At 73.4% G+C, this 23,631-nt stretch carries 21 protein-coding genes; 9 read left to right on the top strand and 12 right to left on the bottom strand.

The window, feature by feature from the left end; translation table 11 throughout:
* Positions 1-2 precede the first annotated feature (2 nt).
* Together EMA17_RS29490 and EMA17_RS29485 are read right to left on the bottom strand one after the other, a co-directional pair.
* Complete coding sequence (locus tag EMA17_RS29490; protein WP_126640193.1) at positions 3-2,087, bottom strand: FGLLP motif-containing membrane protein; 2,085 nt, start codon at positions 2,085-2,087, stop codon at positions 3-5.
* A 95-nt stretch (positions 2,088-2,182) separates the two neighbouring features.
* The gene (locus EMA17_RS29485; protein WP_126640192.1) at positions 2,183-2,935 is read right to left on the bottom strand and encodes a TetR/AcrR family transcriptional regulator; all 753 of its coding nucleotides are present in this window, start codon (positions 2,933-2,935) and stop codon (positions 2,183-2,185) included.
* A 131-nt stretch (positions 2,936-3,066) separates the two neighbouring features.
* Between EMA17_RS29485 and EMA17_RS29480 the strand changes: the two genes are divergently transcribed.
* The 3 genes from EMA17_RS29480 to EMA17_RS29470 are packed head-to-tail and all read left to right on the top strand — an operon-like array spanning position 3,067 to position 5,514.
* Entirely contained in the window at positions 3,067-4,146 is a 1,080-nt protein-coding gene (locus EMA17_RS29480) for an ATP-binding cassette domain-containing protein (protein ID WP_126640191.1), read from the top strand.
* Positions 4,143-4,967: an ABC transporter permease gene (locus EMA17_RS29475; RefSeq protein WP_126640190.1), complete on the top strand. Its 825-nt coding sequence runs from the start codon at positions 4,143-4,145 to the stop codon at positions 4,965-4,967. Before EMA17_RS29480 ends, EMA17_RS29475 begins: the two co-directional genes overlap by 4 nt.
* Before the next feature lie 58 nt (positions 4,968-5,025).
* Positions 5,026-5,514, top strand: coding sequence for a MarR family winged helix-turn-helix transcriptional regulator (locus tag EMA17_RS29470; protein ID WP_126640189.1), 489 nt, complete (start codon positions 5,026-5,028; stop codon positions 5,512-5,514).
* Positions 5,515-5,577: 63 nt separating this feature from the next.
* Here the strand turns inward: EMA17_RS29470 and EMA17_RS29465 are convergent, their stop codons facing one another.
* Entirely contained in the window at positions 5,578-5,985 is a 408-nt protein-coding gene (locus tag EMA17_RS29465) for a winged helix-turn-helix transcriptional regulator (RefSeq protein WP_126640188.1), read from the bottom strand.
* 65 nt (positions 5,986-6,050) lie between these two features.
* Here EMA17_RS29465 and EMA17_RS29460 point away from each other — a divergent pair, with 65 nt between their 5' ends.
* Complete coding sequence (locus EMA17_RS29460; protein ID WP_246126973.1) at positions 6,051-7,013, top strand: NADP-dependent oxidoreductase; 963 nt, start codon at positions 6,051-6,053, stop codon at positions 7,011-7,013.
* 106 nt (positions 7,014-7,119) lie between these two features.
* On the opposite strand, the gene EMA17_RS29455 is transcribed toward EMA17_RS29460, so the two are convergent.
* From EMA17_RS29455 to EMA17_RS29425, 7 genes are all read right to left on the bottom strand, one after another.
* Complete coding sequence (locus tag EMA17_RS29455; protein WP_126640187.1) at positions 7,120-7,572, bottom strand: cupredoxin domain-containing protein; 453 nt, start codon at positions 7,570-7,572, stop codon at positions 7,120-7,122.
* Positions 7,572-8,894: an iron uptake transporter deferrochelatase/peroxidase subunit gene (gene efeB / locus EMA17_RS29450; RefSeq protein WP_126640322.1), complete on the bottom strand. Its 1,323-nt coding sequence runs from the start codon at positions 8,892-8,894 to the stop codon at positions 7,572-7,574. Before efeB ends, EMA17_RS29455 begins: the two co-directional genes overlap by 1 nt.
* Positions 8,895-10,069: 1,175 nt before the next feature.
* Positions 10,070-11,875 (bottom strand): copper resistance CopC/CopD family protein, encoded by a 1,806-nt coding sequence (locus tag EMA17_RS29445; RefSeq protein WP_126640186.1) that lies wholly within the window; start codon positions 11,873-11,875, stop codon positions 10,070-10,072.
* Positions 11,862-12,503, bottom strand: coding sequence for a copper chaperone PCu(A)C (locus EMA17_RS29440; protein ID WP_126640185.1), 642 nt, complete (start codon positions 12,501-12,503; stop codon positions 11,862-11,864). The genes EMA17_RS29445 and EMA17_RS29440 overlap by 14 nt, the downstream gene beginning before the upstream one ends.
* Positions 12,500-13,219, bottom strand: coding sequence for an SCO family protein (locus EMA17_RS29435; RefSeq protein ID WP_126640184.1), 720 nt, complete (start codon positions 13,217-13,219; stop codon positions 12,500-12,502). The genes EMA17_RS29440 and EMA17_RS29435 overlap by 4 nt, the downstream gene beginning before the upstream one ends.
* A gap of 171 nt (positions 13,220-13,390) precedes the next feature.
* Positions 13,391-14,146, bottom strand: coding sequence for a YcnI family copper-binding membrane protein (locus EMA17_RS29430; RefSeq protein ID WP_126640183.1), 756 nt, complete (start codon positions 14,144-14,146; stop codon positions 13,391-13,393).
* A gap of 120 nt (positions 14,147-14,266) precedes the next feature.
* Positions 14,267-14,980, bottom strand: coding sequence for a hypothetical protein (locus tag EMA17_RS29425; RefSeq protein ID WP_126640182.1), 714 nt, complete (start codon positions 14,978-14,980; stop codon positions 14,267-14,269).
* Between the two features lie 298 nt (positions 14,981-15,278).
* Between EMA17_RS29425 and EMA17_RS56335 the strand changes: the two genes are divergently transcribed.
* From EMA17_RS56335 to EMA17_RS29405, 4 genes are all read left to right on the top strand, one after another.
* A complete protein-coding gene (locus EMA17_RS56335; protein ID WP_126640321.1) occupies positions 15,279-15,719 on the top strand; it encodes an ATP-binding protein in 441 nt (146 codons plus the stop codon).
* Between the two features lie 70 nt (positions 15,720-15,789).
* Complete coding sequence (gene larB, locus EMA17_RS29415; RefSeq protein ID WP_126640181.1) at positions 15,790-16,575, top strand: nickel pincer cofactor biosynthesis protein LarB; 786 nt, start codon at positions 15,790-15,792, stop codon at positions 16,573-16,575.
* Positions 16,576-16,740: 165 nt separating this feature from the next.
* The gene (gene larC, locus EMA17_RS29410) at positions 16,741-17,934 is read left to right on the top strand and encodes a nickel pincer cofactor biosynthesis protein LarC (RefSeq protein WP_246126972.1); all 1,194 of its coding nucleotides are present in this window, start codon (positions 16,741-16,743) and stop codon (positions 17,932-17,934) included.
* An 81-nt stretch (positions 17,935-18,015) separates the two neighbouring features.
* Positions 18,016-20,142, top strand: a complete 2,127-nt coding sequence (locus EMA17_RS29405; protein WP_126640179.1) for a hypothetical protein — start codon at positions 18,016-18,018, stop codon at positions 20,140-20,142.
* Here the strand turns inward: EMA17_RS29405 and EMA17_RS29400 are convergent.
* Complete coding sequence (locus EMA17_RS29400) at positions 20,075-21,550, bottom strand: MptA/MptB family glycosyltransferase (RefSeq protein WP_126640178.1); 1,476 nt, start codon at positions 21,548-21,550, stop codon at positions 20,075-20,077. The two genes, EMA17_RS29405 and EMA17_RS29400, sit on opposite strands and share 68 nt — an antisense overlap.
* A gap of 49 nt (positions 21,551-21,599) precedes the next feature.
* Positions 21,600-22,361: a glycosyltransferase family 2 protein gene (locus EMA17_RS29395; RefSeq protein ID WP_126640177.1), complete on the bottom strand. Its 762-nt coding sequence runs from the start codon at positions 22,359-22,361 to the stop codon at positions 21,600-21,602.
* A 414-nt stretch (positions 22,362-22,775) separates the two neighbouring features.
* On the opposite strand from EMA17_RS29395, the gene EMA17_RS29390 reads away from it, so the two are divergent.
* Positions 22,776-23,522, top strand: a complete 747-nt coding sequence (locus EMA17_RS29390) for a bifunctional DNA primase/polymerase (RefSeq protein ID WP_371863049.1) — start codon at positions 22,776-22,778, stop codon at positions 23,520-23,522.
* The last annotated feature ends 109 nt before the right edge of the window (positions 23,523-23,631 follow it).

Here is a 23,631-nt window from a genome sequence, read left to right as displayed (position 1 = left end):
GGTCAGGGCGTCACCGGCGGCCGAGCCGGCCGAAGGCGGAAGGTCGCCCAGAAGAGCACGGACAGCACGGCCGCCCCGGCGAAGAGATACATCGAGCGCAACCACATGGTCCGGGTCGTGCCGCCGGCGACGCCCGTGGGGTCGAGCAGGGTCAGCGTGAACAGGAACAGCGCCGCGACGTAGATCGCCGCCCAGGCCCAGCGGTTCCACCGCCACAGCGCGTGACCGTCCATGAAGCGCATCGGCAGCAGGCCGAAGACCAGGCCGACCACCGAGGCCACGAAGCACTGGGTGAGCAGGTCCTCCGCGAGGACCCACCCGAAGGGGGCGCCGTCGGAGTCGTTCAGGACGTGGGTGACCGGGATGCGCCACACCCACGAGACCACCGCGAGGCCGGCCAGCGACCACGAGCCGAGGGCGATCGCGCGGCCCTCGTCGGCCGGCGACATTCGGCGCAGGCCCGCCGAGGTGAAGGCCAGGAACAGGCCGTACACATAGCCCGGCGCCAGGCCGAGCAGTCGGGACGCCGCCGCGAGGAGCACCGCGACGACCAGCGCCCCCGGCACCAGATGCGGCAGGGCGCGGACACGCGAGATCCGGCGTCGATACGCCTCGGCCGGGCCCTCGTACACCAGCACCCCGAGCGGCACCGCCGCCACCAGCGCCAGGGCCAGCGCACCGGTCCCGGCGTTCCAGCCCGTGCCGGGTTCCACCGCCACGCACGTGGCCGCCGAGAGCACGATGAAGGCCAGCACCTGCAACTCGGGCACCCGGGGCTGCGATCGTGGTCGGGCCGCCCCCGGCCGCAGTCGGCGTCGGATCCGCAGCCGGTTCTCCGCCCACGTGCGGTTGAACAACTCCGCGGAGAAGCCCAGCACCGGCAGCGCCGCCAGCGCGGTCGCGCCCGCCACGACCACCGGCCGGGGCTCGTCGAACAGATCGGCCGGACTCGGCAGGTTCACCGCCGCCTCCGAACGGTCCCCGACCGGCTCCGCGTCCTTCGTCGCGGCCACCACCGCGAGTTGCACCGACACGTCGCCGTCGTACCCCGCTCCGCCCGCACACGCGACCGTCAACGCGCCCGCCCCGTCCGCCAGTCCGCTCGGCACCACGACCTCGCCCGCGAACCGCCCGTCGGCCGCCACCGGCACCCGCCCGAACTCGTTCGTGCCGTGCCGCACGGTCAACACCCCGGCCCCGCCGTCGATCGGCCGTCCGCATCCGACGAACCCGCTGCCCTCGACCCGCAGCGGCCGACCCGCCGTCGCCTGCGCGGGTGTCACGGTCAACTTCGGTTCGGGAACCTGGAATTCGGTCCGCAGCGTGACCCCGTTGTCCGGCATTCCGGGGCCCTGGGCGAAGCAGCTCACGGTGATCGGCCGCGGTCCGCGCGTCGGGCCCTCGGGCACGATGAAGCGATACGACTCGCCGGCCGGGTTCGCGATGCTGAGCTTGGCGAGGAAGTGCCCGTCCCACGTCACCTCGGCGTCGTCGCTCGCGTTCGCCTGTCCACAGCGCAGGTTGGTCCACAGCGTGACCTCGGTGCCCGGCAGCCCCGTGGCGGGCTCCACGAGGATGCGCCGGGTGCGCAGATCGGCCGGCGGGCTCGCGGTCCCCTCCCTGCGGAATTCGTTGATCTCGATCGGCGTCTGCGCGAGGTTCTTCTCCTGTCCCGGGCAGCGCACCACGATCCGGTTCACCGCCTGGACGATCTGCCCCGTCGCCCCGTTCGAGCTGTAGATCGGAGCGGGCACGGCATGCCGGAAGGCGATCGAGTTCCCGTGCGCCGGGTCGACCGGGAGTCCCGCAGCGAGCAGGTCGTCGTATTCGCCCGAACTGCCGCCGTTCACCGAGGCGAGGTACACGTCCACCGTGTTCGAGGGGCAGCCGGTCAGCCCGGAACCGCGGATCGTCACCACATCCCCCGGTCGCACCGCCCCGGTCGGCCCGCTCACCGAGGGCCCGTCGGCCGCCGACGCCGCCGATCCGCCCACCCCGATCGGCGCGAGCGTCAGCGCGATCGCCCCGATTCCCCATCCGACCGCCACCCGGAGCGCGGTTCGCCGCCGCGCCGGTGTCTCGTCCATGATCCCCGCCGTCCCCGACCCCCGTGGCCGAGCACCGATGATGACGCCGGCGGGCCCGGGCCACAACCGTTCCTGGCAGTGGCCACCCTCCCGGGTCAGGTCCGGCGCTCGACGAACGCCTCGAGGCCGTCCAGAAGCAGTCCCAGGCCGAACTCGAACTCGCCCTCGCCGTCCGCGGTGAAGCTGTCCTGGGACAGCGCGGCCAACTCCGGGTAGTCCCCGCTCGTCATGGCCGCGCTCAGGATCGGGGCCTGGGCCGCCCAGAACTGCTCGTCGCTCACCCCGGTGCGCTGCGCCGCGTGTTTGGCGTTGAAGTGGGTGCGGGCCATGCCGCTGACGTAGCCGCCGTCGATGATCGTCAGGACGGTCATCTTCTCCCGGTCGCTCAGCGCCGCGTCGCCGATCGCGGCGAGGGTGAGTTCCAGGGCCCGGAGCGAGTTCGGGCCGAGTACCGGCCGCGCCTGGTCGACGTTGAGCAGCCACGGATGCCGGTTGTACATCTGCCAGATCCCGCGCGCGACCCGCTCCAGCGCGCCGCGCCAGCCGAGTCCGGGCGGGAACTCGCTCTCACAGGGGCTGTTGACCTTGTCGACCATCAGGTCGAGCAGTTCGGCCTTGCCGGGCACGTAGCGGTAGAGCGACATCGTGCCCGCGCCGACCTCGGCGGCGACCCGCCGCATGGAAAGCGCGTCCAGCCCCTCGGCGTCGGCGACGGCGATGCCCGCCCCGACGATCCGATCCAGGGTCAGCGCCGGCTTGGGGCCTCGGGTCGGCTTCCGGTCCAGGCCCCACATCAGTTCGAGACTGCGGGCGAGGTCGCCGCTGCCGGTGTGGTCGGTGCTCGTCATGGTGCCCCCATCGTAGGAGCCCCCGCCCGCACCGGCCCGAAGCGGCGTACGGGCTCGCGGGTCACCGGCGGATTTAAAACTGGGTACTGTGTACGCGAGTCGGGTACGGTGTACTCGATTCAAGGAGGGTGATGGAAACGACGAGTCACGCGGTCCTCGCCGAGGGCCTGACGAAGCGGTACGGCGCCACGTGCGCCCTCGACGATTTCGACCTCACCGTGGCCCCGGGCACGGTTCAGGGGCTGCTCGGCCCCAACGGCGCCGGCAAGACCACGGCGGTGCGGATCCTGTCCACCCTGCTGCGCCCGGACGGCGGTCGTGCGCTGGTCGCCGGGCACGACGTGGCCAAGGACCCCAGGCGGGTGCGCCGGCACATCGGCCTGGTCGGCCAGAACGCGGCGTTGGACGAGGCGGTGACCGGGCGGCGCAACCTGATCCTGTTCGGCCGCCTGTTCCACCTGGACAAGCGCCGCGCCGCCCGCCGCGCGGACGAACTGCTCGAACGTTTCGACCTGGTCGAGGCCGCCGATCGGGGTGTCAGGCAGTACAGCGGCGGCATGCGCCGACGGCTCGACCTGGCCGCGAGCATGATCCTCGCGCCGACCGTGCTCTTCCTCGACGAACCGACCACCGGGCTCGACCCGCGCGCCCGCAACGAGGTCTGGGAGGCGGTGCGTTCGCTGCTCGCGGGCGGTACCGCCGTGCTGCTGACCACGCAGTACCTGGACGAGGCGGACAAACTCGCGGACCGCGTCGCGGTGCTGGACCGGGGACGCAAGATCGCCGACGACACCCCGGATCGGCTCAAGCGCGAACTGGGCGGCGACCGGATCGAGGTCGTGGTCCGCGAGGCCGCGCACCTGCAGCCCGCGCTGCGGGTGCTGGCCCTGGTCACCGAGGCCGGCGGCGAGCCGCTGGTCGACGCCGAGGAGCGGCGGGTGACCGCTCCGGTGGAGGACCGGGTCGCGGCGCTGACCCACGTCGCGCGGGTCTGCCGGGAGGAGGGCATCGCGATCGAGGACATCGGCGTACGCCGACCGACCCTGGACGAGGTCTTCCTGCGCCTGACCGGGCACCGGGCACACGAGGGCGACCCGGATCCGACCACGCCCGCGCGGCCCGATCCATCGGCGGATCCGGGTGGTCGGGGCGACCCATCCGCCCCACCCGATCCGTCCGCGCCGTCCGGGAAGGAGGTGGCGCACCGGTGAGCGCCGCGACCGTACCCGCCGAGGCCCCCGAGCGTCGGCTCTACTGGGCGATCGCGGACTGTCTGACCGTGGTCCGCAACGAACTCGTCCACATCGCCCGCCAACCGAGCATGCTCGCCTGGCAGTTGGGCTTTCCGATCGTGTCCGTGCTGCTGTTCGTGTACGTCTTCGGCAGCGCCATGGACGTGGGCGCGAGCGTCGACTACAAGGACTACGCGCTGCCGGGGATGTTCGCGATGACCATGGCGCAGGGGTTCATGAACACCGCGACCATCGTCGCCTTCACCCGGCAACTCGGCGTGATGGACCGCTATCGCTCGATGCCGATGGCCCCCTCGGCGGTGGTCAGTGGACGCGGGGTGGCCGACGTGCTCGGGGCGAGCCTCGACCTCGCGGTCCTGGCGTCGATCGCGCTCGTGGTCGGGTGGCGGCCGCACGGCGGTGTGCCGCGGATCCTGGCCGCGTTCGCGCTGCTCCTGCTCCTGCGTTTCGCGCTGACCTGGGTCGGGGTGTACCTGGGACTGCTGGTGCCGAACGCGGAGGCGGCGGGCAACCTGTTCGCGGTGGCTCTGCCGTTCGGCATCGTCTCCAGCGTCTTCACCCCGCCGTCGATGATGCCGCAGTGGCTGGGCACCGTGGCGATGTGGAATCCGGTCTCGTCCACCGCGAACGCGATCCGGGACCTGTTCGGCGATCCGGCTCCGCACGGCGGCAGTTGGATCGAGACGCACGCGCTGCCGATGGCGATGGTCTGGCCGCTGGTGATCACCGCGATCTTCCTCCCCCTCGCGGTACGGCGGTTCCAGGCGCTGGGGCGCTGAGTCGAGCGATCCATTACGAAACAATCTGTCGGTTTACCTATCTTGTTACGCTGATCGCATGACCACCGAGCCCCTTGCCCCCACCGTCCTGGATGTGACCGGCATGGTCGTGCACGCCGGGCACGTGCTGAACACCCGGCTGGCGGCGGCCCTCGCGGTGATCGACGTCTCGCCGCGCAACTACTGCGTGCTCGTGCACGCCGTCGATCGCGACCTGACCCAGGCCCAGGTCGCCGAGCTGTCCGACCTGGACAAGACCACGATGGTGGTCACGATGGACGAGTTGGAGCGGGCCGGGCTGGCCGAGCGGCGACCCGCGCCGAGCGACCGCCGGGCGCGGATCGTCGTGGTGACCGACGCCGGCCGCGACCTGATCCGGGCCGGGCGCGGGATCGTCGACGGCGTGCACGACGAGGTGCTGGGCACGCTGCCCGAGGACGAACGCGCGGTGTTCCTGTCCGCGCTGTCGCGCCTGGTCGGCGGCGTGCTCGCGAAGCCGGTCGAGTCCGAGGTGAACGTACGCCGGGCCAGGACGCCCAAGCGTTAGCCCGACCGGTCGCGCCGGGGCCCCCGCGGCGAGCGACGGCGGGGGCCCCGGGCGCATGTCGGCTCAGAGTGCCGCGACCCGATGCGCCTCCGCCTCCGCGTAGGCCAGCTTCGCCGCCGCGATCTCGTCGATGTGGCTCTCGGACCAGGTGCGGATCTCCGCCATCAGGCCGCTCACACTGATCCCGAGTTCGGTGAGCGAGTATTCGACCTGCGGCGGCACCGTGGGATGGACCGTCCGGCGGACCAGGCCGTGCCGTTCCAGGTCCCGCAGGGTCTGGGTGAGCATCTTCTTGGTGATCCCGCCGAGCCGCCGGCGCAGCTCCGCGTAGCGCAGGGTCTGCGGGTGGAGGGCCCCGACCACCAGCGCGACCCACTTGTTCGCGATCAGGTCGAGTACGGCGCGGGAGGCGCAGTCGCCGAGATAGACGTCGGCGCCTCCGAAGGGGCGCAGGTCGGGAGGGGTATGCATAAGGTACCCAGGTACCAGGAAGGTGCCTTCTTCACAATGGTGACCGCCACGTCGATGCTTGCCGCATGACGACGAACACGATGAACACGACGGCGAGGATGCGCAAGGTACACCAGGACACGCTCGGCGGACCCGAGGTCCTGCGCGTGATCGAGACCGGGATACCCGCGCCCGGACCCGGCGAGGTACTGGTCGAAGTGCGCGCCGCGGGGGTCAACCCCATCGATACCAAGATCCGGGCCGGCGGAATGTGGCTGGTGCCGCCGTTCACGCTCGGCTGGGACGTATCGGGCGTGGTCGCCGCGGTCGGCGCCGACGTCTCGCGTCTCGCGGTCGGCGACGAGGTGTACGGCATCCCCGACTTCCCGCATCTCGCCGGTGGCTACGCGGAGTTCGTGGTGGCCTCGGAGCGGTCGTTCGCGCCGAAGCCGAGCACCCTCGACCACGCGCACGCCGCGGCCCTGCCGCTGTCCGGCTCGATCGCCTGGCAGGCCCTGGTCGAGGTCGCGCGGGTGGGTCCGGGTCAGCGGGTGTTGATCCACGCGGCGGCGGGCGGCGTCGGGCACCTGGCGGTACAGATCGCCAAGTCGCGCGGCGCGTACGTGATCGGCACCGCGAGCGCGGCCAAGCACGCCCTGCTGGGCGAGCTGGGCGCGGACGAGGTCGTGGACTACACCACCGTCGACTTCGGTGCGGTCGTGCGCGACGTCGACGTGGTCCTGGATCTGATCGGCGGCGAGTACGAGGACCGCTCGCCGGCCACGATGCGGCCCGGCGGCATCCTGCTCAACATCACCGATCCGCCCGCGGCCGACGCCACCGCGGCCAAGGCCGAGGCGGCCGGCGTCCGGGGCATCACGGTCGACCTGGACCCGAACCCCGCGCGGCTGGCCCTGTTGGCCGAGCTCGCGGAGGCGGGCGGGCTGCGTACGATCGTCGCCGAGACCTTCCCGCTGGACGAGGTGGTCAAGGCGCACGAGACGGCCGAGGCGGGCCGCACCACCGGCAAGATCGTGCTGATCCCCTGAGGCCGACCCGCGCCCGCACGGCGCATCCCGGCGGTGCCGCGGTCGGACCACCCGGCCGCGGCGCCGCGAGCCGCGGCGGGCCGCGCACCGAACGGGCTCGCGGCGGCTATTCGGAGATCTCGATCGTGCCCGCCATGCCGCTGCCCACGTGATACATGCAGTTGAAGGTGTACGAACCCGCCTTGCCGAAGCTCAGCTTGATGTCCTGCGACGTGCCGCCCTCCGACGGCGCGACCGGCGCACCGCCGGGCAGGATCATCTGATGCGGGGTGATCCCGGTGTCCGCGAGGGTGATCACCAGCGGCCCGGTCCGGGCCCGGATCACCGACGGCGAGAAGCGCAGTTTGTCGTCCACCCGCAGGACGATCCGCTGCACACCGTCGGCGCCCAGCGCCGCGACGCCCTCGGACGCGGCGGCGGTCGCCTCGGCCTCGCTCATGTAGGAGCCCGGCCCGCCCTCCGCGCCCCAACTCCCGCAGCCGGTGAGCAGGAACGGCAGGGCGAGCGCCCCGACCCACCATCGACGCCGGTTCGGCATCGGCCCCACGAGTCTCGGCATCAGCCCTCCAACAGGGATTGACCGACGTATCCGCCGGGGGCGCACCCCGGCGGCACCACGAACAGCGCACCGGCCTCGTGTCGCAGGAACGGGGACAGCGCGTCGCCTCGGGCCAGTTTGCGCTGGATCGGTACGAAGCCGTCGTCCGGGTCGTGCTGCCACGCGACGAACAGCAGCCCCGCGTCCGGCGCGCCGTCGGTGCCGAAGCCGTCGTGGTAGGAGTAGCCGCGGCGGAGCATCGTCGCGCCCCGGTTGAACTCCGGCGCCGCGACGCGCATGTGGGCGTTGGCGGTGATCACCAACTCGCCGTCGGGACCACGCTTGCCGAAGTCCGCCGCGCTGTGCTCGCCGCCGCCGGTCAGCGGCGCGCCGGTGTCCTTGCTCCGGCCGATCACCCGCTCCTGATGGGCCTTGTCGATGCCGTCCCAGGCGTCCAGCAACATCCGGATCCGGCGGAAGACCACGTAGGAGCCGCCGATCAGCCAGCTCTGCTCGGCCCCGGCGGCGCCTACGAAGACCTTCTCGTCGAACTTCGGGTCGGACTGCTTGGGGTTGTTGCTGCCGTCGATCTGCCCCATCAGGTTCCGGTGCGTCATCGGCTTGGCGGTGGCGCCGGGCGAGCGGGCGAAGCCGTTCATCTGCCAGCGGATCCGGGCCACGCCCTTGGCCAGCTTCTGCAACGCGCGGACCGCGCCGAAGCCGACCAGGCCGTCGTCCGCGCACACCTGGACGAACAGGTCGCCGTCGCCGCGGGCCGGATCCAACGCGTCGTCGGGGAACGGCGGCAGCGGCTTGAGCGCCGAGGGCCGCCGGGCGGCCAGCCCCAGCTTGTCGAACAGGCTCGCGCCGAACCCGAAGGTGACGGTCAACGAGCAGGGCCCGGCGTCGGCCGCGACCTGGTCGTCGCCCGGCGCCGACCGCCCTGCGGTGAGCCGCGCGGCGGTGTCCGACCAGCGCCGCATCAGCGCGGCGACCGCGGCCCGGTCCGCGCCCGGCTCCAGGTCCCACGCCAAGAAGACCGCCTTGGCCTGGGCCGGGGTGGTGATGCCGGCCTGATGTTTCCCGTGAAACGGCACCACGGTGGCCCCGAGCCGGGTCATGGCCGGGCCGCCGTCCTCGCCGGACTCGCCCGCGAACGCCACCGCGCCGCCGGTCGCGCCGACCACCAGGCCGCCCGCGCCGGCCACGCTCGCGACACCGACGAAACGACGCCGCGAGACGTCGGCGCCGGTGCCCGCCCGGTCGGCGGACGGGTCCGCCGAGTCGGGCGACCCGCTCGCTCGGTCGGCGGACTCGCTCGTTCGATTTCGGGGGCTGCTCATCACGTCGTCCCTCACAGGTTCCACCACGTCTTCCACCGCGTCGTGCGCACCGACCGGCGCGTCGGACACGTTCGTCGGCGCCACGCCCGACTCGACCACCACGCCCGACTCGGCCGGGGTCCCCGCGCCCGCCGGCAGCGCCCGGCGCGATCCACGCCGCACCACCACGACCAGGGCCAGTGCCGTGCCGAGCCCGGCGCCGAGGACCAGCACGGTCAGCGCGCGATCGAGCCCGATGCCGCCCACGAACGGCGACGACGAGCGCCACAACACCGGCAGGTCGTACCCGGCCACCCGCAACGCCAGCACGCCGAGCGCCGGCGCGGCCAACCACGCCCCGCCCGTCCGGCGCCGGACCAGCAGCACCGCGCCCGCGAACGCCACCGCGCTCGACAACAGTTGCAGCAGGTTGCCGCCGAGGAAGGCGGCCGCCCACGCGCCCGCCCCGCCCGCCCGAGCCCCCGCGACCAGGGCCAGGTGCAGCACGCTCGCCGCCGCGACCACCCCCGCGAGCAGGCCGTAGCCGAGCAGGGCCCGGCGCCGGACCGGCGGCAGCCACACCGCCGCGAACACCAGCGCCGCGAGCCCGATCGAGCCGACGACGCCCGGCCACGGACTCGGCCCCGGCACCCAGCGCAACTCGCCGGTCGCGGCCACCTCGCGCTCGCCGATCCGCATCGGCACGGTCCAGGTCTGGACCTTCTGCGCCCGGTCCGGATCGGCCATCACCCGTGGTGGCAACCGCTGTTGCACGATCCAGTGCACCCGCTGGTCGTACCAGCGCGCGACCGGCTCGGCGGCGATCCGGTGCCACTGCGGCGCGCCGGTCGGTTGCAGGTTCGACTTCTCGTCGACCGAGCCCCACCGCTCGCTGCTGAGCTGCACGGCCGGGGACTGGCGGTTCTCGAACACCCCGTCGGGGCCGATCCGCAGGAACGGCTCGCTCATGTAGCCGAGCACGATCACGTCCTGCGGACCGGTGTTGCGCACCTGCATGCGCGCGCCGTTCTCGATCACCCGCACCGTCAGGCCCGGCGCGAGATCGCCCGGCGAGGTCATCACGGTGTGGAAGTTGCTCGGTCCCTGGCCGGACAACTCCTGGGCCATCGCACTGCCGGCCGGCGCCAGGCACGACAACACCCCGACGCACAGCAGCAGGATCCGGCGTACGTGCCTCACCTGACCTCCACGGGCACCGTCACGGTGATCCGGTCGACATCGGAGGTACGGATCGCGAACGACAACTCCCAGCGACCGGCCATCGGCATGGACAGATCGCCCAGCCAGTGCCCGGGACCGCCTCGGCGCACCTGGACGTCGGCGCCGTCGATGCCCTTGCCCGGCAGCGCCATCGACACGGTCAACTCCTCGACCTCGCGGATCTGCCCGATCGGGTCGGCGAGGTAGATGTGCAACTCGTTGGGGCCGACTCGGGCCGGGTCGACGGTGATGTCGAGCCTGCCCTTGCCCGTCGCGCCGCCGGCGTCGAACGGGACGCTGCGGCTGACCGGTCCCGCCGCCTCCACCTGCTTGCGCTCGTGCGCGGTGCGGCCCGGCTCGGTGTCGGTGAGCACCGTGGTGACCCCGAGCACCGCGATGGCCAGCGCGGCCTCGATCGCCACCGACTTGCGCAACACCGCCCACTTCGGGCCGCCCGCCGCGCCCTTGCCGATCGGGGACCGGCCGGCCGTCGCCTCGATCCGCCGCATCAGCCAGCGCCGGGACACCCAGGCACCGGCCAGCATCAGCAGCACCAGGTCGACCTTGAACACCAGAAGCAGGCCGAACGTGGTGTCGAACAGCGCGGCGAACGAACCCACCTGTCGCCAGGCCGCGTACAGCCCGGTGGCCACGAGCGCGCACACCGACGCGAACGCGGTCCGGGAGAAGACCCGTACCGAGGGCACGTCGAGCCCGGTGCCCGGCGCCGGATCACCCGGCCGCACCACCAGGGTGACCACCATCGCCAACCCGCCCAGCCAGGTGGACATCGCCAGCAGGTGTACGACGGCCGTGGCCATCGCGAGCTCCACCTGACGACCCACCGACGCGTGGTCGGCGATCGGCCAGGTGATCGCGATCGCGGTGCACAACACCGCCCAGCCGCCGACGACGATCCGCCGGGTGCGCACGGAGGCGTACGCGAGCGAGGCGATCAGCCAGCCGAGCAGCGCGCCGGCGGCGCCCAGGAGCAACACCCGCGCCGCGATCGCCTTGCCCAGCTTGGTGTCCAGGGTGGCGCGCAACACGTCCGCGTCGAACGCCGAGGACAGGCCCAGACCGGACGCGTTCGGGCCGTGCAGCATCAACACCGCGAGCGAGGACAGCAGCAGCCCGCCCCACGCGCCGGACACGAGCAGCCAGACCCGGAAACGACTCATCGCGGCGGGCCGGGCGATCAGCAGGAACAACACCGCGCCGCCGAGCACCGCGAAGGACAGGTACGCGACCCCGGTCGCGGCCCGCTCCAGCACGTCGGTCGCGGTGGAGCCGTCGTCGGTCAGATCGCCGACGTTCACCCCACCCGAGGCCTGGCCGATGTTGAAGGTGAACGCGCCGGAGATCGGGTGCGAGTCGGCCGACACCGCGCGCCAGGCCACGGTGAAGGTGCCGGTGGGCAGGCCGCCCCGGAGCGGGGTGACCACGGTGGTGTCGCCGTCGGGGCCGTGCTTGGTCTGGTTGTTGTCCACCCGGGTGCCGCTCGGGTCGAACACCTTGACCCCGCCGAGCCCGATCTCCACGCCCTCGCTGAACCTCAGCGTGACCGAGGCGGGCGCGGCGGTCAGGGTCGACCCGGACGCCGGGTTGGACGACTCCAGGACGGCGTGCGCCGACGCGGCCCCGGCGCCGCCGAACACGAGCGCGGCGAGCAGCACGGGCAGCGCGAGCGCCCACGCGAGCACCCGCCGGCCGCCCCCGGCGCGCACCGGGGACGGAGCCGACGCCGGGACCGGCCGCCCGGCCGGGTCAGTGGCCCGCATGACCCGTGTGGTCTTCCGCGGGCGTGCCCGTCGCCGGAGCGGGCGGCGCGGCGGGCGTACCGGTCCCGGATGCGCCCGGCGCGGACGCACCCGGGGCCGGCGCGTCGCCGGGCCGTTCGGTCACCCCGAGCACCGGCACCTGCACGGTGACCGGTCCGGTGTGTTGGAACGTGAGCGTGAGCGGCACGGTGTCGCCCTTCTTCACGGACTTGTTCGGATTCATGAACATGATGTGGTTGCCGCCGCGGGCCAGGACACCCTTGCCGTGCGCGGGCACGTCCAGGCCCGGCACGTGCTGCATCGAGTTCCCGCTGGTCCGGTGCAGCATCACCTCGCCGGAGAGCGGGCTGGCCACCGAGAGCAGGCGGTCGGCCGTGTCGCCGTCGTTCTGCACGATCAGGTAGCCCGCCGCGACGTCCCCCGAGGAGGGTTGCGGGATGTAGGGGTCGACGATGCGCAGCCGGGGCGCGTCCTGGGCGGCACCCGCGGCGGTCTTCCTGTCGTCCGCCTTCGACGACGAGGAGGAGCCGGAGTCGGCGCAGGCCACCAGCACGCCGCCGATCCCGAGCGCCAGCACACCGCCGACCGTGAGTGGGACGGCCTTGCGGGGGAGGGGGAAGAGCTTCACTTCTTGGTGTCCTCGGGGTGGATCAGCAGGGGCAGGTCGTGCGCGAAGTCGTCGGACGAGTTGCCGTTCGGCGTGCCGTCCGGGGTCAGCCCGCTGCTCGCGCTGTACATGACCGGGCCCTGGTTGTCCGGGCCGAACGCGATCACCTGGGTGCCGTGGGTGCTGACGACCTTGCCGTCGGGACCGGTGGTCGCCGGGTCGATGGAGACGCCGACCTGGCGGGCCGCGGCCTGGATCCTGTCGAACGGGCCGGTCAGCCCGACGAACGACTTGTCCAGCGAGTCGAGCCATTCGCGCAGGGCCGCCTGGGTGTCCCGCTCCGGGTCGGTGGTCACGAACACCACGTCCACCGTGGCCCGGTCCTGCGGGGGCAACTTGCCGAGCGCGCGCACGATGTCGCCCATCACGGTGGGGCACGCGTCGGGGCAGTGCGTGTAGCCGAAGTAGAGCAGGGTGGTGCGCCCGGCCGTCTTGGCCCGGAAGTCGTACGGCTGTCCCGAGGTGTCGGTCAGCGTGAGTTCGGGCTTGGTCCACGGCGGGTCGACCGCGATGCCCTTGTACTTGGACTTGCTCTCGCGCACCTTCACCGGGGCGCCGCCGTCGCTCTTGCCGGAGTCGCCGCAGCCCGTGGCGAGCAGCAGCCCGGCCGCGGCCAGGGCGGCGAGGCGAAGACCGGTGCGGCGGCCCCGGCCGAGGGACTTGCTTGCGTTGCTCATCGTTCTCCAGGTCGTTGCTGCCGGGGGCTCGTGCCCGACGCGTCCGGCGTCGGCGCGGGCCCGGTGGCCCGGGTCGCGGGCACGGAGCACATCCGTGCGGGGCGACCCGGGCCGGGACGTTCGCGCCGCGGACCGCGGTGGCGACCGCAGTCCGCGGCGGGACCGCGAGGATCAGGCCGAGCCGGGGCGCCGCGACGCGCGCAGGACGGCGAACAGACCGGCACCCAGGCCGAGAACGCCGACCACGATGCCGACCACGCCGAGGGTGCGCGCGGTGGAGTCGTCACTCTTGTCGTCGGCGACCGCGGCGACGCTCGCCTTGCCGTCGGCGGGCTTGGTCGCCGCGGCCGCGGCGGGGGCCGAGGGTGCCGAGGCTCCGGCCTTGGGGGTGAGCTTCAGCACCGGCGCGGGGTACTGCGGCTCCTTGCCGTCGGCGCCCGCCAGGTCGATCCAGCGCACCACCTCGCCGCTGTCGTAGGTCTGCACCGCCTTGAACACCAGCTTGTCGGTGTCGGTGGGCAGCTTGCCCATGGACACCTCGAAGTCCTCGAACGTGCCCGGGTTGACCCGGGTGCCGGCGTCGGCGGTCCAGGTGATCTTGGAGACCACCTCGGTGAGCGGCTTGCCGTGGTTGTCGATCGGGGTGGTCAGCTTGGTCTTCTCGACCTCGGCCTTCCAACCGGGCATCGCCCGGGTCTGCACCGAGGTGAGCGGCTTGTCGGCGGGCAGGGTGACCTCGAGCTTGGTGGTCCCCGCGTCGTCGCGCTCGTTGGGGACCCGGAAGGCGACCTTGGCGTACGAGCCCTGGTCGGCGGTGCCCGGCTGCACGGTTACGTGCGCGGCGGCGGAACCCGCGAACAGCAGCACGCCGGCGCCGGCCGAGGCGGCGATCACGGACAGGCGGCGACGCGTGGTGGACATGGTCATGGGATGTCTGCTCCATGGATGATCCCGGCCGCAGGCGCACGAGGGCACCCCGCGGTACGGGTGGGGACGACGGGAAGGCGGACGCGCGCCACCGCCGATCCGGCACCCGATGGGGCGGGATCAGCAGGCGAGCGCGTACTCCACCGGCGGCCCGCGCCGGGTCACCGCGTGCCGGAGCAGGGTCTGATCCGTGGCCGGGTCCGCCGCCGCACCGGTGCGCCGGGCACGGCCCGGGGTCGCGGCGACCGGGACGACCGGGCCGAACAGCACCGCGAGCACCACCCGCAGCGGCGCCGAGGCCAGTGCGATCAGGGCGAACAGCGCGGCCTCGCCGCGCCGCAACCACCAGCCGGTGAGCAGGGCCGCGACCAGGTGCGCGCACAACATGCCGGTGCCGCCGTCGAGCAACATCGGCCCGGAGCCGGACATGTGGTGGTGTCCGCCGGCCGATTCGCCCGTGAGCAGCGTCGGATCCACCCGGGTGCTGCGCGCGATCGCCTCGGGGGTCCAGCCGGCCGGCAGCAGGATGTGTCCGGTCGAGTCCCGGGGCCCGCACAGGAGCCGGTCGAGCAGACCGCTCGACGTCGCGCCGTTCGCGCCGGCCGTTCCGGCGGCCGCCCAGGCGAAGAGGGTGTGCAGCGCGAGTTGGCCCATCGCGAGCAGCGCGGTGATCGAGCCGAACGAGCGTTGTCGGCCCGCACCGGCGAAGGCCGACACGAACACCACGCCGAAGCCGGCGACCGGCGCCCACAGGGGCAGCGGCTCGGTCGACATCCACGCGTGACCGCATGCCGCGAGCGCGGCGCAGACCGCCGAGAACACGGCGGCGCGCACAGCGCGGAAAGGTACGGACACGGCCTGCATGACGCCCCATCGTCTCATCGCGCGGCGCGCCATCGACCCCGGGGCCGAAAATTTCCGATGCGCCCCGGTGGGCGGCCGAGACCGGGCCCGACGGCCCGCGAGATCCGCGCGATGCGGCCGAACGAATCGTCTTTACAGCGTATTGACGACCGATCGAGCGAGGCGCGCATACCGGGACCGACCGGCGGCAATAAAACCAGGTGTGCCCGGCCCGTCGGTTCGACGGGTCGGATTCGGCCGCAGTTCCGGAGATGTCGAAAGGCCGCTCATGGACATGAGGTGGACTGTCCACCTGCCACGGGATACGGCGAGCGTGCCGATGGCGCGCAGACTTCTTGTCGGCGCGATGGAAACGGCGGGGGTGGATCGCGAGATCGCGATGGAGATCGGCCTCGCCCTGTCCGAGGCCTGCGCGAATGTCGTGGAGCACGCCAGGGGCGGACCGTATTCGGAATACCAGATCCGGGCCGGTATCACCGGTGACTGCTGCCGGGTCGAGATCATCGACGGCGGCCCGGGGTTCCCGGTGGAGCGCCTGCGCGGCCTGTCGGCGATGGCCGGCCCGGGCGCGGAGAACGGGCGCGGTCTGATGCTGATCCGGGCGATGACCGATCACGTGCAACTGAGCAACCATCCCCGGCGCGGTGCGGTGCTGCGCTTCGAGAAGACGCTGCGCTGGCGCAAGGACGCGCTGGTCCCGGTCTCCTGAGCGGACGCCGGTGCGGCCGCAACGAGTGGGCGTGGCGGGCCCGTTCGGGCCCGGGGCTACGATCGGGGCAGTGAACCGGGCCGAGGTGAGGGAACTGCTCGACCGCGTGGCCGCCGGGGAGGCGGGCGTGGACGAGGCGCTCGACGACCTCGTGCGGGCGCCGACGGCGGGTTTCGCCGATCTCGGCTTCGCCCGGGTGGACACCCACCGGGAACTGCGCACCGGAGACCCCGAGGTGGTCTTCGCGGCCGGGAAGACCCCGGAGCAGACCGTCGCGCTGTTCCACCGGCTGCGGGCGACGAGCCGGCGTCCGGCGTTCGCGACGCGCGCGTCGGCCGCGGTGGTCGACGCGGTGCACGCGGCGTTTCCCGGCGAGGCGTACACCGACGACAGCGGCACGTGCGTCGCGGTGGGCGAACCACCCGCCACGCGCGGCCTGGTCCGGGTGGTCTCGGCGGGCACCTCCGACGTGGCGGTCGCGGGCGAGGCCGCGTTCACCGCGCGGCTGTTCGGCGCCGAGGTGGAGCGGATCGAGGACGTGGGCGTGGCCGGCCTCCACCGGCTGCTCGCGGTACACGCCGAACTCGACGCCGCGGACTGCCTGGTGGTGGTCGCGGGCATGGAGGGCGCGCTGCCGAGCGTGGTGGCGGGCCTGGTCTCGGTGCCGGTGCTCGCGGTGCCCACCAGCGTGGGCTACGGCGCCTCCTTCGGCGGACTCGCCGCGCTGCTCGCGATGCTCAATTCGTGCGCCCCGGGAGTCGCGGTGTGCAATATCGACAACGGATTCGGCGCGGGCGTGTTCGCCGCCCGGGTCGCGCGCGCCGCCGGTCCGAAGCGAAGCGGCGCGACGCCGTAGTCGGTATCCGAATATTCGGCGGGACCGCGAATTTCGGACGCACCGCCAACTGCGCAGCGAAATGCGCAGCCAAGGGCAAGAAACCGGTCGCTTTCGGTCGTTTCGCCGTTTTTCCGGCAGGACCTCCCGACGGCTGCGAAAGTGGCCGCGACGGGAGGTGTCCGCTTGGCCATCGCATGGTTTCAGTGCCAGGCCGGTGCGAGCGGCGACATGCTGCTCGGGGCCCTGATCGACGCCGGCGCCCCGCTGGAGGCCGTCCAGCAAGCCGTCGACGCGGTGGGCGTCGAACCGATCCTGATCACCGCCGAGCGCACCGATCGACACGGGATCGCGGCCACCCGCGCCCGGGTCAAGACGGTGCACAGCCACGTGCACCGCACGTGGCACGACGTGCGGGTCCTGCTCGACGGCGCCGATCTGCCGGAACCCGTGCACGAGCGCGCGCACGACGTGTTCGACCGGCTCGCGCGCGCCGAGGCCCGGGCACACCGGTGCCTGCCGGAGGAGGTGCACTTCCACGAGGTCGGCGCGCTCGACGCGATCGCCGACGTGGTCGGTACGTGCACGGCGCTGCACGCGCTCGGGATCGAGGAGGCGGTCGGCTCGCCGGTCGCGCTCGGCAACGGCAGCGTGCGGGCGGCGCACGGTGTGCTCCCGGTCCCGGTGCCGGCCGTCCTGGAGTTGATGCGGATGGCCGCGGCCCCGGTCTACGCGGGCCCGGCCCCGTACGAGATGTGCACGCCCACCGGGGCCGCCCTGCTCACCTCGGTCTGCCGGTCCTGGGGGCCGCTGCCGGCGCTGCGGATCACCGCCGACGGGACCGGCGCGGGCAGTCGGCGGGTCGAGGAGGTGCCGAACATCCTGCGGGTCGTGCTCGGCGAGCGCCACGCGCTCGACCGGGAGCGGCCGGCCGGCGAGGACGTGTTGATCGAGACCAACGTGGACGACCTCGACCCGCGGCTGTGGCCGGCGGTGCTCGCCAAACTGCTCGCGATCGGCGCCGGCGACGCGTGGCTGGTGCCGATCCTGATGAAGAAGGGTCGGCCCGCGCACACCCTGTGCGTGCTGGTCCCGGCGGATCGGGTGGACGTGGCGCTGCACACGGTGTTCGTGGAGACCTCGACGATAGGCGCGCGGATCGTGCCGGTGGCGAAGCGGGCCCTGGATCGCGAGTTCGGCACGGTCCGGGTGGAGGGCCTGCCCGTGCGGGTCAAGACCGCGATGTTCGAGGGTCGTGTGGTCAACGCCCAGCCGGAATACGAGGACGTGGCCGCCGCGGCGGCCACGCTCGGCCGCCCGGTCAAGGTGGTGATGGGCGCGGCGACCGCGGCGGCGTACGCGGCCGGTCTGCTGCCCTGAACGTGGCGGCGTACGGCGACGCATAGCCTGGGGCGACCATTCGTCCCCGTGTAGGCCGCGTACGTCGAGGAGCAGGCACCCGTGATCGCTCGTCCCTTCCGGTTGCTCGCCGTGCTCGCGGCGCTGATCGCGCTCGCGGCGCCGCCCGCGAGGGCGGATGCCGCGCCGGCCCGCGCGGCCGGCGCCGACCATGTCGTCCTGCTCGGGATCCCGGGGCTGAGCTGGGCCGACATCGACGGCCGGGACACCCCGGCGCTGGTCGCGCTGGCCGGTCGTTCGACCTCGGCCGCGATGTCGGTACGGACCGTGCATCCGCGCGCGTGTCCGGTCGACGGGTGGCTCACCACCGGCGCCGGGGCACGCTCGACGGACAACCGGACCGGCGCGAAGAGCGCCGAGCCGTGTGCCGAGCCGCTGCCGCCGACGCTCGCCCCGGACGGGTCGGCGACCGTGCCGAACATGCGCGCGATCGTGAAGCGCAACGACTCGTTCGGCTACAACCCCCGGTTCGGGCAACTCGCCGCCTCGGTCGCCGAGCACGGCGGGGCGGTCACCGCGGTCGGCCCCGGCGCGGCCTACGCGAGCGCGGACGCGACCGGTCGGGTGCGCGCCGACTACCGGCCGGACCCGGCCGCGGTGGACACCGCGCTGATCGAGCGCTCCGCACTGACCCTGGTCGACCTCGGCGGCCTGACCGGCCCCGGTGCCGCGCGTGCCGACCGGCTGCGGGCGGTGGACGCCCAGGTGGCCCGGATCGCCGCCCTGCTGCCGCCGCGCACCCAGCTCGTGGTGGCCGGTCTCGCCGACGACACCGGCACCCCGCACCTGCGCGCGCTGCTCGTGTCGGGCCCCGGCACCTCGGCGGGTCGTTCCTTCGACTCCGGCCGGCTGACCGCGACCTCGACCCGCGACGACGGCATGGTCCAGCTCACCGACCTGGCCCCGAGCCTGCTCGCGCCGCTGGGCGTCGACGCGCCGAGCGAATTGGTCGGCGCGGTGTACACGCGCGTCCCCGGATCCTCCGGGCAGGGCGCGATCGACGAGTTGAGGCTGTTCGACGTGGGCGCGCAGGCGTCCCGCACGGTGCGCGAGGTCTGGTACTTCTTCACCTGGATCACCCTGCTGCCGCTGGTCTGCGCGGCCGTGGCGCTGTGGCTCGCCGTCCGGTTCGGCCGCCGGGGGCGCACCCGGGCGCGCGCCGCGGTGATACGCGCCGCGACCGGGATCGGGGTGTTCTTCGGCGCCATCCCCGGCGGGTCCTTCCTGGTCGGTCTGGTGCCGTGGGAGAAGAGCGGCGACCCGGCGTGGGCGCTGCTCGGGCTCACCGTGGCGTTCGCCGCCGTGCTGACCGCCGGCGCGCTGCTCGGCCCGTGGCGCCGGCACCCGTACGGACCGGCCGGTGCGGTCGCCGCGGCCACCGCGGTGATCCTGGCGGGCGACGTGATACTCGGCTCACCGCTCCAGATGAACACCCTGTTCGGGCTGTCCCCGCTGGTCGCGGGCCGGTTCTACGGCTTCGGCAACGTCGCCTGGACGATCTTCGCGATGGCCGTGGTGCTCGCCGTCGCGTGGCCCACGGCACACCTGCTCGCGGCGGGTCGGCGGCGGGCGGCCGTCGTGGTGCTCTCGGTGGTCGGGGCGGTGGCCGTCCTGGCCGACGGATGGCCCGCGTTCGGCAGCGACTTCGGCGGTGTGCTCGCGCTGATCCCGGGCCTGGCGGTGCTCGGCCTGCTGCTCACCGGGACCCGGATCTCCTGGGGGAAGGTCGGCCTGGTCGCGCTCGGCGCGGTCGTGGTGATCGGCGTCATCGCGGTGCTGGACTGGCTGCGCCCGGCGGCGAGCCGCTCGCACCTGGGCCGATTCGTCCAGGAGGTCCTCGACGGCGCCGCCGGCGACACGCTCCACCGCAAGGTGATGGGCAACCTGCACTCGTTCACCACACCGTTCACGCTGCTGATCCCGGTGGCGTTCGTGCTGCTCGTGCTCGCCGTGCGCGATCCGCTCAAGTGGCGCGCGCCGGCCCTGGAGCGCGCCTTCGCGGCGGTGCCGTGGCTGCGTTCGACGCTGATCGCGTGCTGGGTGACCGCGGTGGTCGGCTACGCGGTGAACGACTCCGGCATCCAGATCCCGGCGGTCGCGCTCACGATCGCGGCACCGCTGGCGATCGCGGTGATCGCGGCCGTGGAGGCCCGCCCGCGCGTCGACTGACCAGCACCACCGCGACCAGGATCGCCGCGCCCGCCCACGGTCCGACGGTGCCGCGCACGGTGCGCTGGAGGGTGTCCACCACGTCGGGCAGCGGGACCACCCGCCCCGGGACGTAGGCGCACACCAGGAGCGTGGTGCGGGCCAGGAGCAGTCCGTCCAGCGCGGACGGGGCCAGCAGCACCAGCGGCGCCCACGCCGCCACGTCGTACCAGGGCAGGCTGTACGGGGTGGTCAGCAGCCAGGCCAGGGACAACAGCGCGGCCGCGGCGGCGCTGTCGCGCAGGACCCGGTCCATCGCCGCAGGCCGGGCCCGGGCGGCGGTCCGGGCCAGCAGCCATACCACCAGCGCGCCCAGCGCCCAGCCGAGCAGCCCGATCAACGAGCGCGCCGTGTCGTGACCGAAGGCGGACTCCATCGGCTTCAGCACCAGCCGCAGCGGGACCGCGAGCGAGACCAGCTTCGTGTTCTCCCGCATCTGGTCGAACGCGCCGAGCCCGACCGGCAGATAGGTCGCCACCCCCACCGCGAGCGCCGAGCCGAGCAGCGCGGCGAGCGCGCGCGGACGCCCGCGCAGGCCCCACGCGAGGGCGAGGACGTACAACCCGAGCGACGCCTTCGCCGCGCAGGCGAGACCGACCAGGACACCCGCGAGCACGGGCGAGCGGCGCACCGCGAGCAGCGCGCCCACCGCGAACACCAGCGCGAACGCGTCCACGTGGCCGGCGTTGACCGCGACGAACAGCAGCAGCGGATTGAGCGACCACAGGATCGCCACCCGGGCCCGGGCCGCGCGATCCGGGCCGGCCGCCCGCTGGAGCAGCAGCCCGGTCAGCACGAACGCCGCCGCGCCGAGCAGGGTCAGCACCAGCACGATCGTGTGCACGGAGGAGCCGCCGATCCGGGCGGCGAGCCACTGCTCCGCCGTGGCCACCGGCCCGTACACCGACGGCACGTCCGTCCACGGCGCCTCGACCGCGCGGCCGACCGGATCGCCGTCGCGCGCCAGCGTCGCGGCGGTGTCCCGATACGGGTCGCCCCCGCCGGCCGCGAGTCGCCCGTAGGCGGCGTAGACCAGGTGGTCGGCCGACCCCATCGGCGGCACGCACACCACCGCGAGCGCGGCCACCGCCCCGCCGACGGTGAGCCGACCCGGATCCGGCGCCCAGCCGCGCCCGAGTTCGCGCAGCGCCAGGCCCAGACCGAGCGCGCCGAGCAGGGCCGACGCGAGCAGCAGCCCGGTGACGGTACCGGCGGCGGGACGGGCGGTGAACCGATACGGCGGCAACCACGACGGCCCGCCCGGCAGCGGCGGCTGGGCGGCGGAGGGCCCGAGCAGCCCGGTCAGCACGAGCAGGCCGACCGCGAGCGCACACAGGCCGAGCGCGATACACCCAAACGGGTGTTCCACGTGAAACATCGACGGCCGACGTGCCCGGGTGCGCTCTGCGGTCACCGGTTCAGCCACGCCCGCGGATCGCCCCGGGCAGGGCCCCGGCCGCACCCCGCGCGGCCAGCGCGCGGGCCACGTGCGCGTACTGCCGGGCCCGATGGCGCTGCGCGGCGAAGTCGGTGCCGGTGACCCGGTGGTGCAACTCGACCTCGACCTCCTCGACCGCGAACCCCTTGCGCACCAGGTCGATGGTCAGCCCCGTCTCCACGCCGAACCCGTCGGCGAGCGGCAGCGCCGCCTCGAACGCGTCGCGGGTCAGACAGCGCTGCCCGGACAGCGGCTGGGTCGCGGCGAACCCGCTGGCCCGGGCGATCCCGTCCCGGGCGGCGCGCACCACGAACCCGTGCCCGCCGCCGGCCCGCGCCTGCGGCGGCAACACCGCGATGGTCATCGCCGCCTTCCCGGCCCGCACTGGCTCGACCAGCGCCGCCGCGGCGGCGGCCGTACCCTCCAGGTCCGCGTCCAGGAACAGCAGGTGACGCGGCTGCTCCCGGTCCTCGCGCAGGTCGATCGCGGCGACCACGGCGGCGCCGGTCTCCATCGCGCCGGCCTTGCCGCGATTGCGGCCGTGCCGGGCGATCACCGCGCCGGCCGCCCGGGCGAGCCCGGCCGTGTCGTCCGTGGACCCGTCGTCCACCACCACCACGAGATCCACGCCCACGATCGAGCGTGCCGCGTCGACCGTGGCGGTGATCCGCCGTGCCTCGTCGTATGCCGGGATCACCACGGCCGTGTCGCCGGTCGGTGTGCCGGTCGTGTGCTCCGCCATGGCGTGATCCTACGAGTCGCTCGCCATTGATCCGGATGGCGCGGGTTCCACCCGTACTGCCCAACGCCGCGGCGCGGCGGCGTGAAGGTCCGAGGGGATGGGGGTACAACGGAAGGGAGCCACATCGCGGGTATGCTCCAGGAGATCCTGTGATCGCGGTCTCGTGACATCTGCGGAACCTCCGAGGGCCGGCCGTTCGTCGTCCTCGGTGAGGAGTGCTGGAACAGGCGCGGTGTCGATTCGGACGCGGTGCCGGCGCAGGCAGAGACCAACTGACCCAACCGCAGCGCAACCGCAGCAACGGATGGCACAACGGTCCGCTCGGGAGCCCCCATCTCCCGCCTCGGGGCCGATTCGCGAGGGCAACACCCGTACCGGGCGCCGTAATTCGCCACCCCTGCGCCACCTCGCGCCATGTGCCGCCAAGCGGCCTCGTCATGGTCGGCTGCGGAGTACCTGAGTATCACGCATAGTGCTTCCACGTTCACGGAAAGGAACGAGCGCATGCTGCGCGAGATCCTCGGAAGACGACGGAGGGAACGCACCGCACTGATGTCGGCCGTGCTGACGTGTGCGAGATGGCGCTGGCCCGTGGTTCCCGGCGTCGGATACGACCGCTGGTCGGGCGTGTGTCGATGTGGTGCGACCGATTGCCGCGTGCCGGGCGCCCATCCGGGTGAACCTCCCCTGCTCGCGGCCACCTGTGACGAACGTATGGCGCGTTGGTGGTGGCAGCAGTCACCGGACGCGTCGGTGATCCTGGCGACGGGTGGGCGGGTGGCGGCGTTGAGCGTGCCGTCGGAAGCCGGAGCCCGCTCGCTCGATCAACTCGCCCGGCTCGGTGTGCGTACCGGACCGGTCGTCGCCGCGCCGGGCCGCTACGCGTTCCTGGTCGAACCCTACGAGTTGGGCGAACTGGGCGACCTGCTGGACCGATACGGGCTCGATCGGTACGGCACGGTGCCCTCCACCCTGCGCTTCCACGGCGACGGCGGCTATCTCGCGCTGCCGCCGTCGCGGGTGCAGGGCGGCCAGTTGCGCTGGGCCCGACCACCGGCGCCGTCGGGTGATCCGACGGCGGGCGGGCCGTGGTTGCCCGCCGTGGCGGACCTGGTCCGCACCCTGGTGGACACCTGCCAACACGCCGAGCCCAGAGCCTGATCCGGACCGCCCGACCCGCACAACACGACCTGCACAGCCCGATCCGTACAGCCCGATCCCGGGCGCGAAGAGGGAGCGCCGTCACGCGGTGGAGTGATCGTTGTGGCGT

Source organism: Embleya hyalina (assembly GCF_003967355.1).
Lineage (GTDB): Bacteria > Actinomycetota > Actinomycetes > Streptomycetales > Streptomycetaceae > Embleya > Embleya hyalina.
The sequence above is the reverse complement of the archived record's forward strand: the minus strand, read 5'-3'. Positions and strand labels throughout refer to the sequence as shown.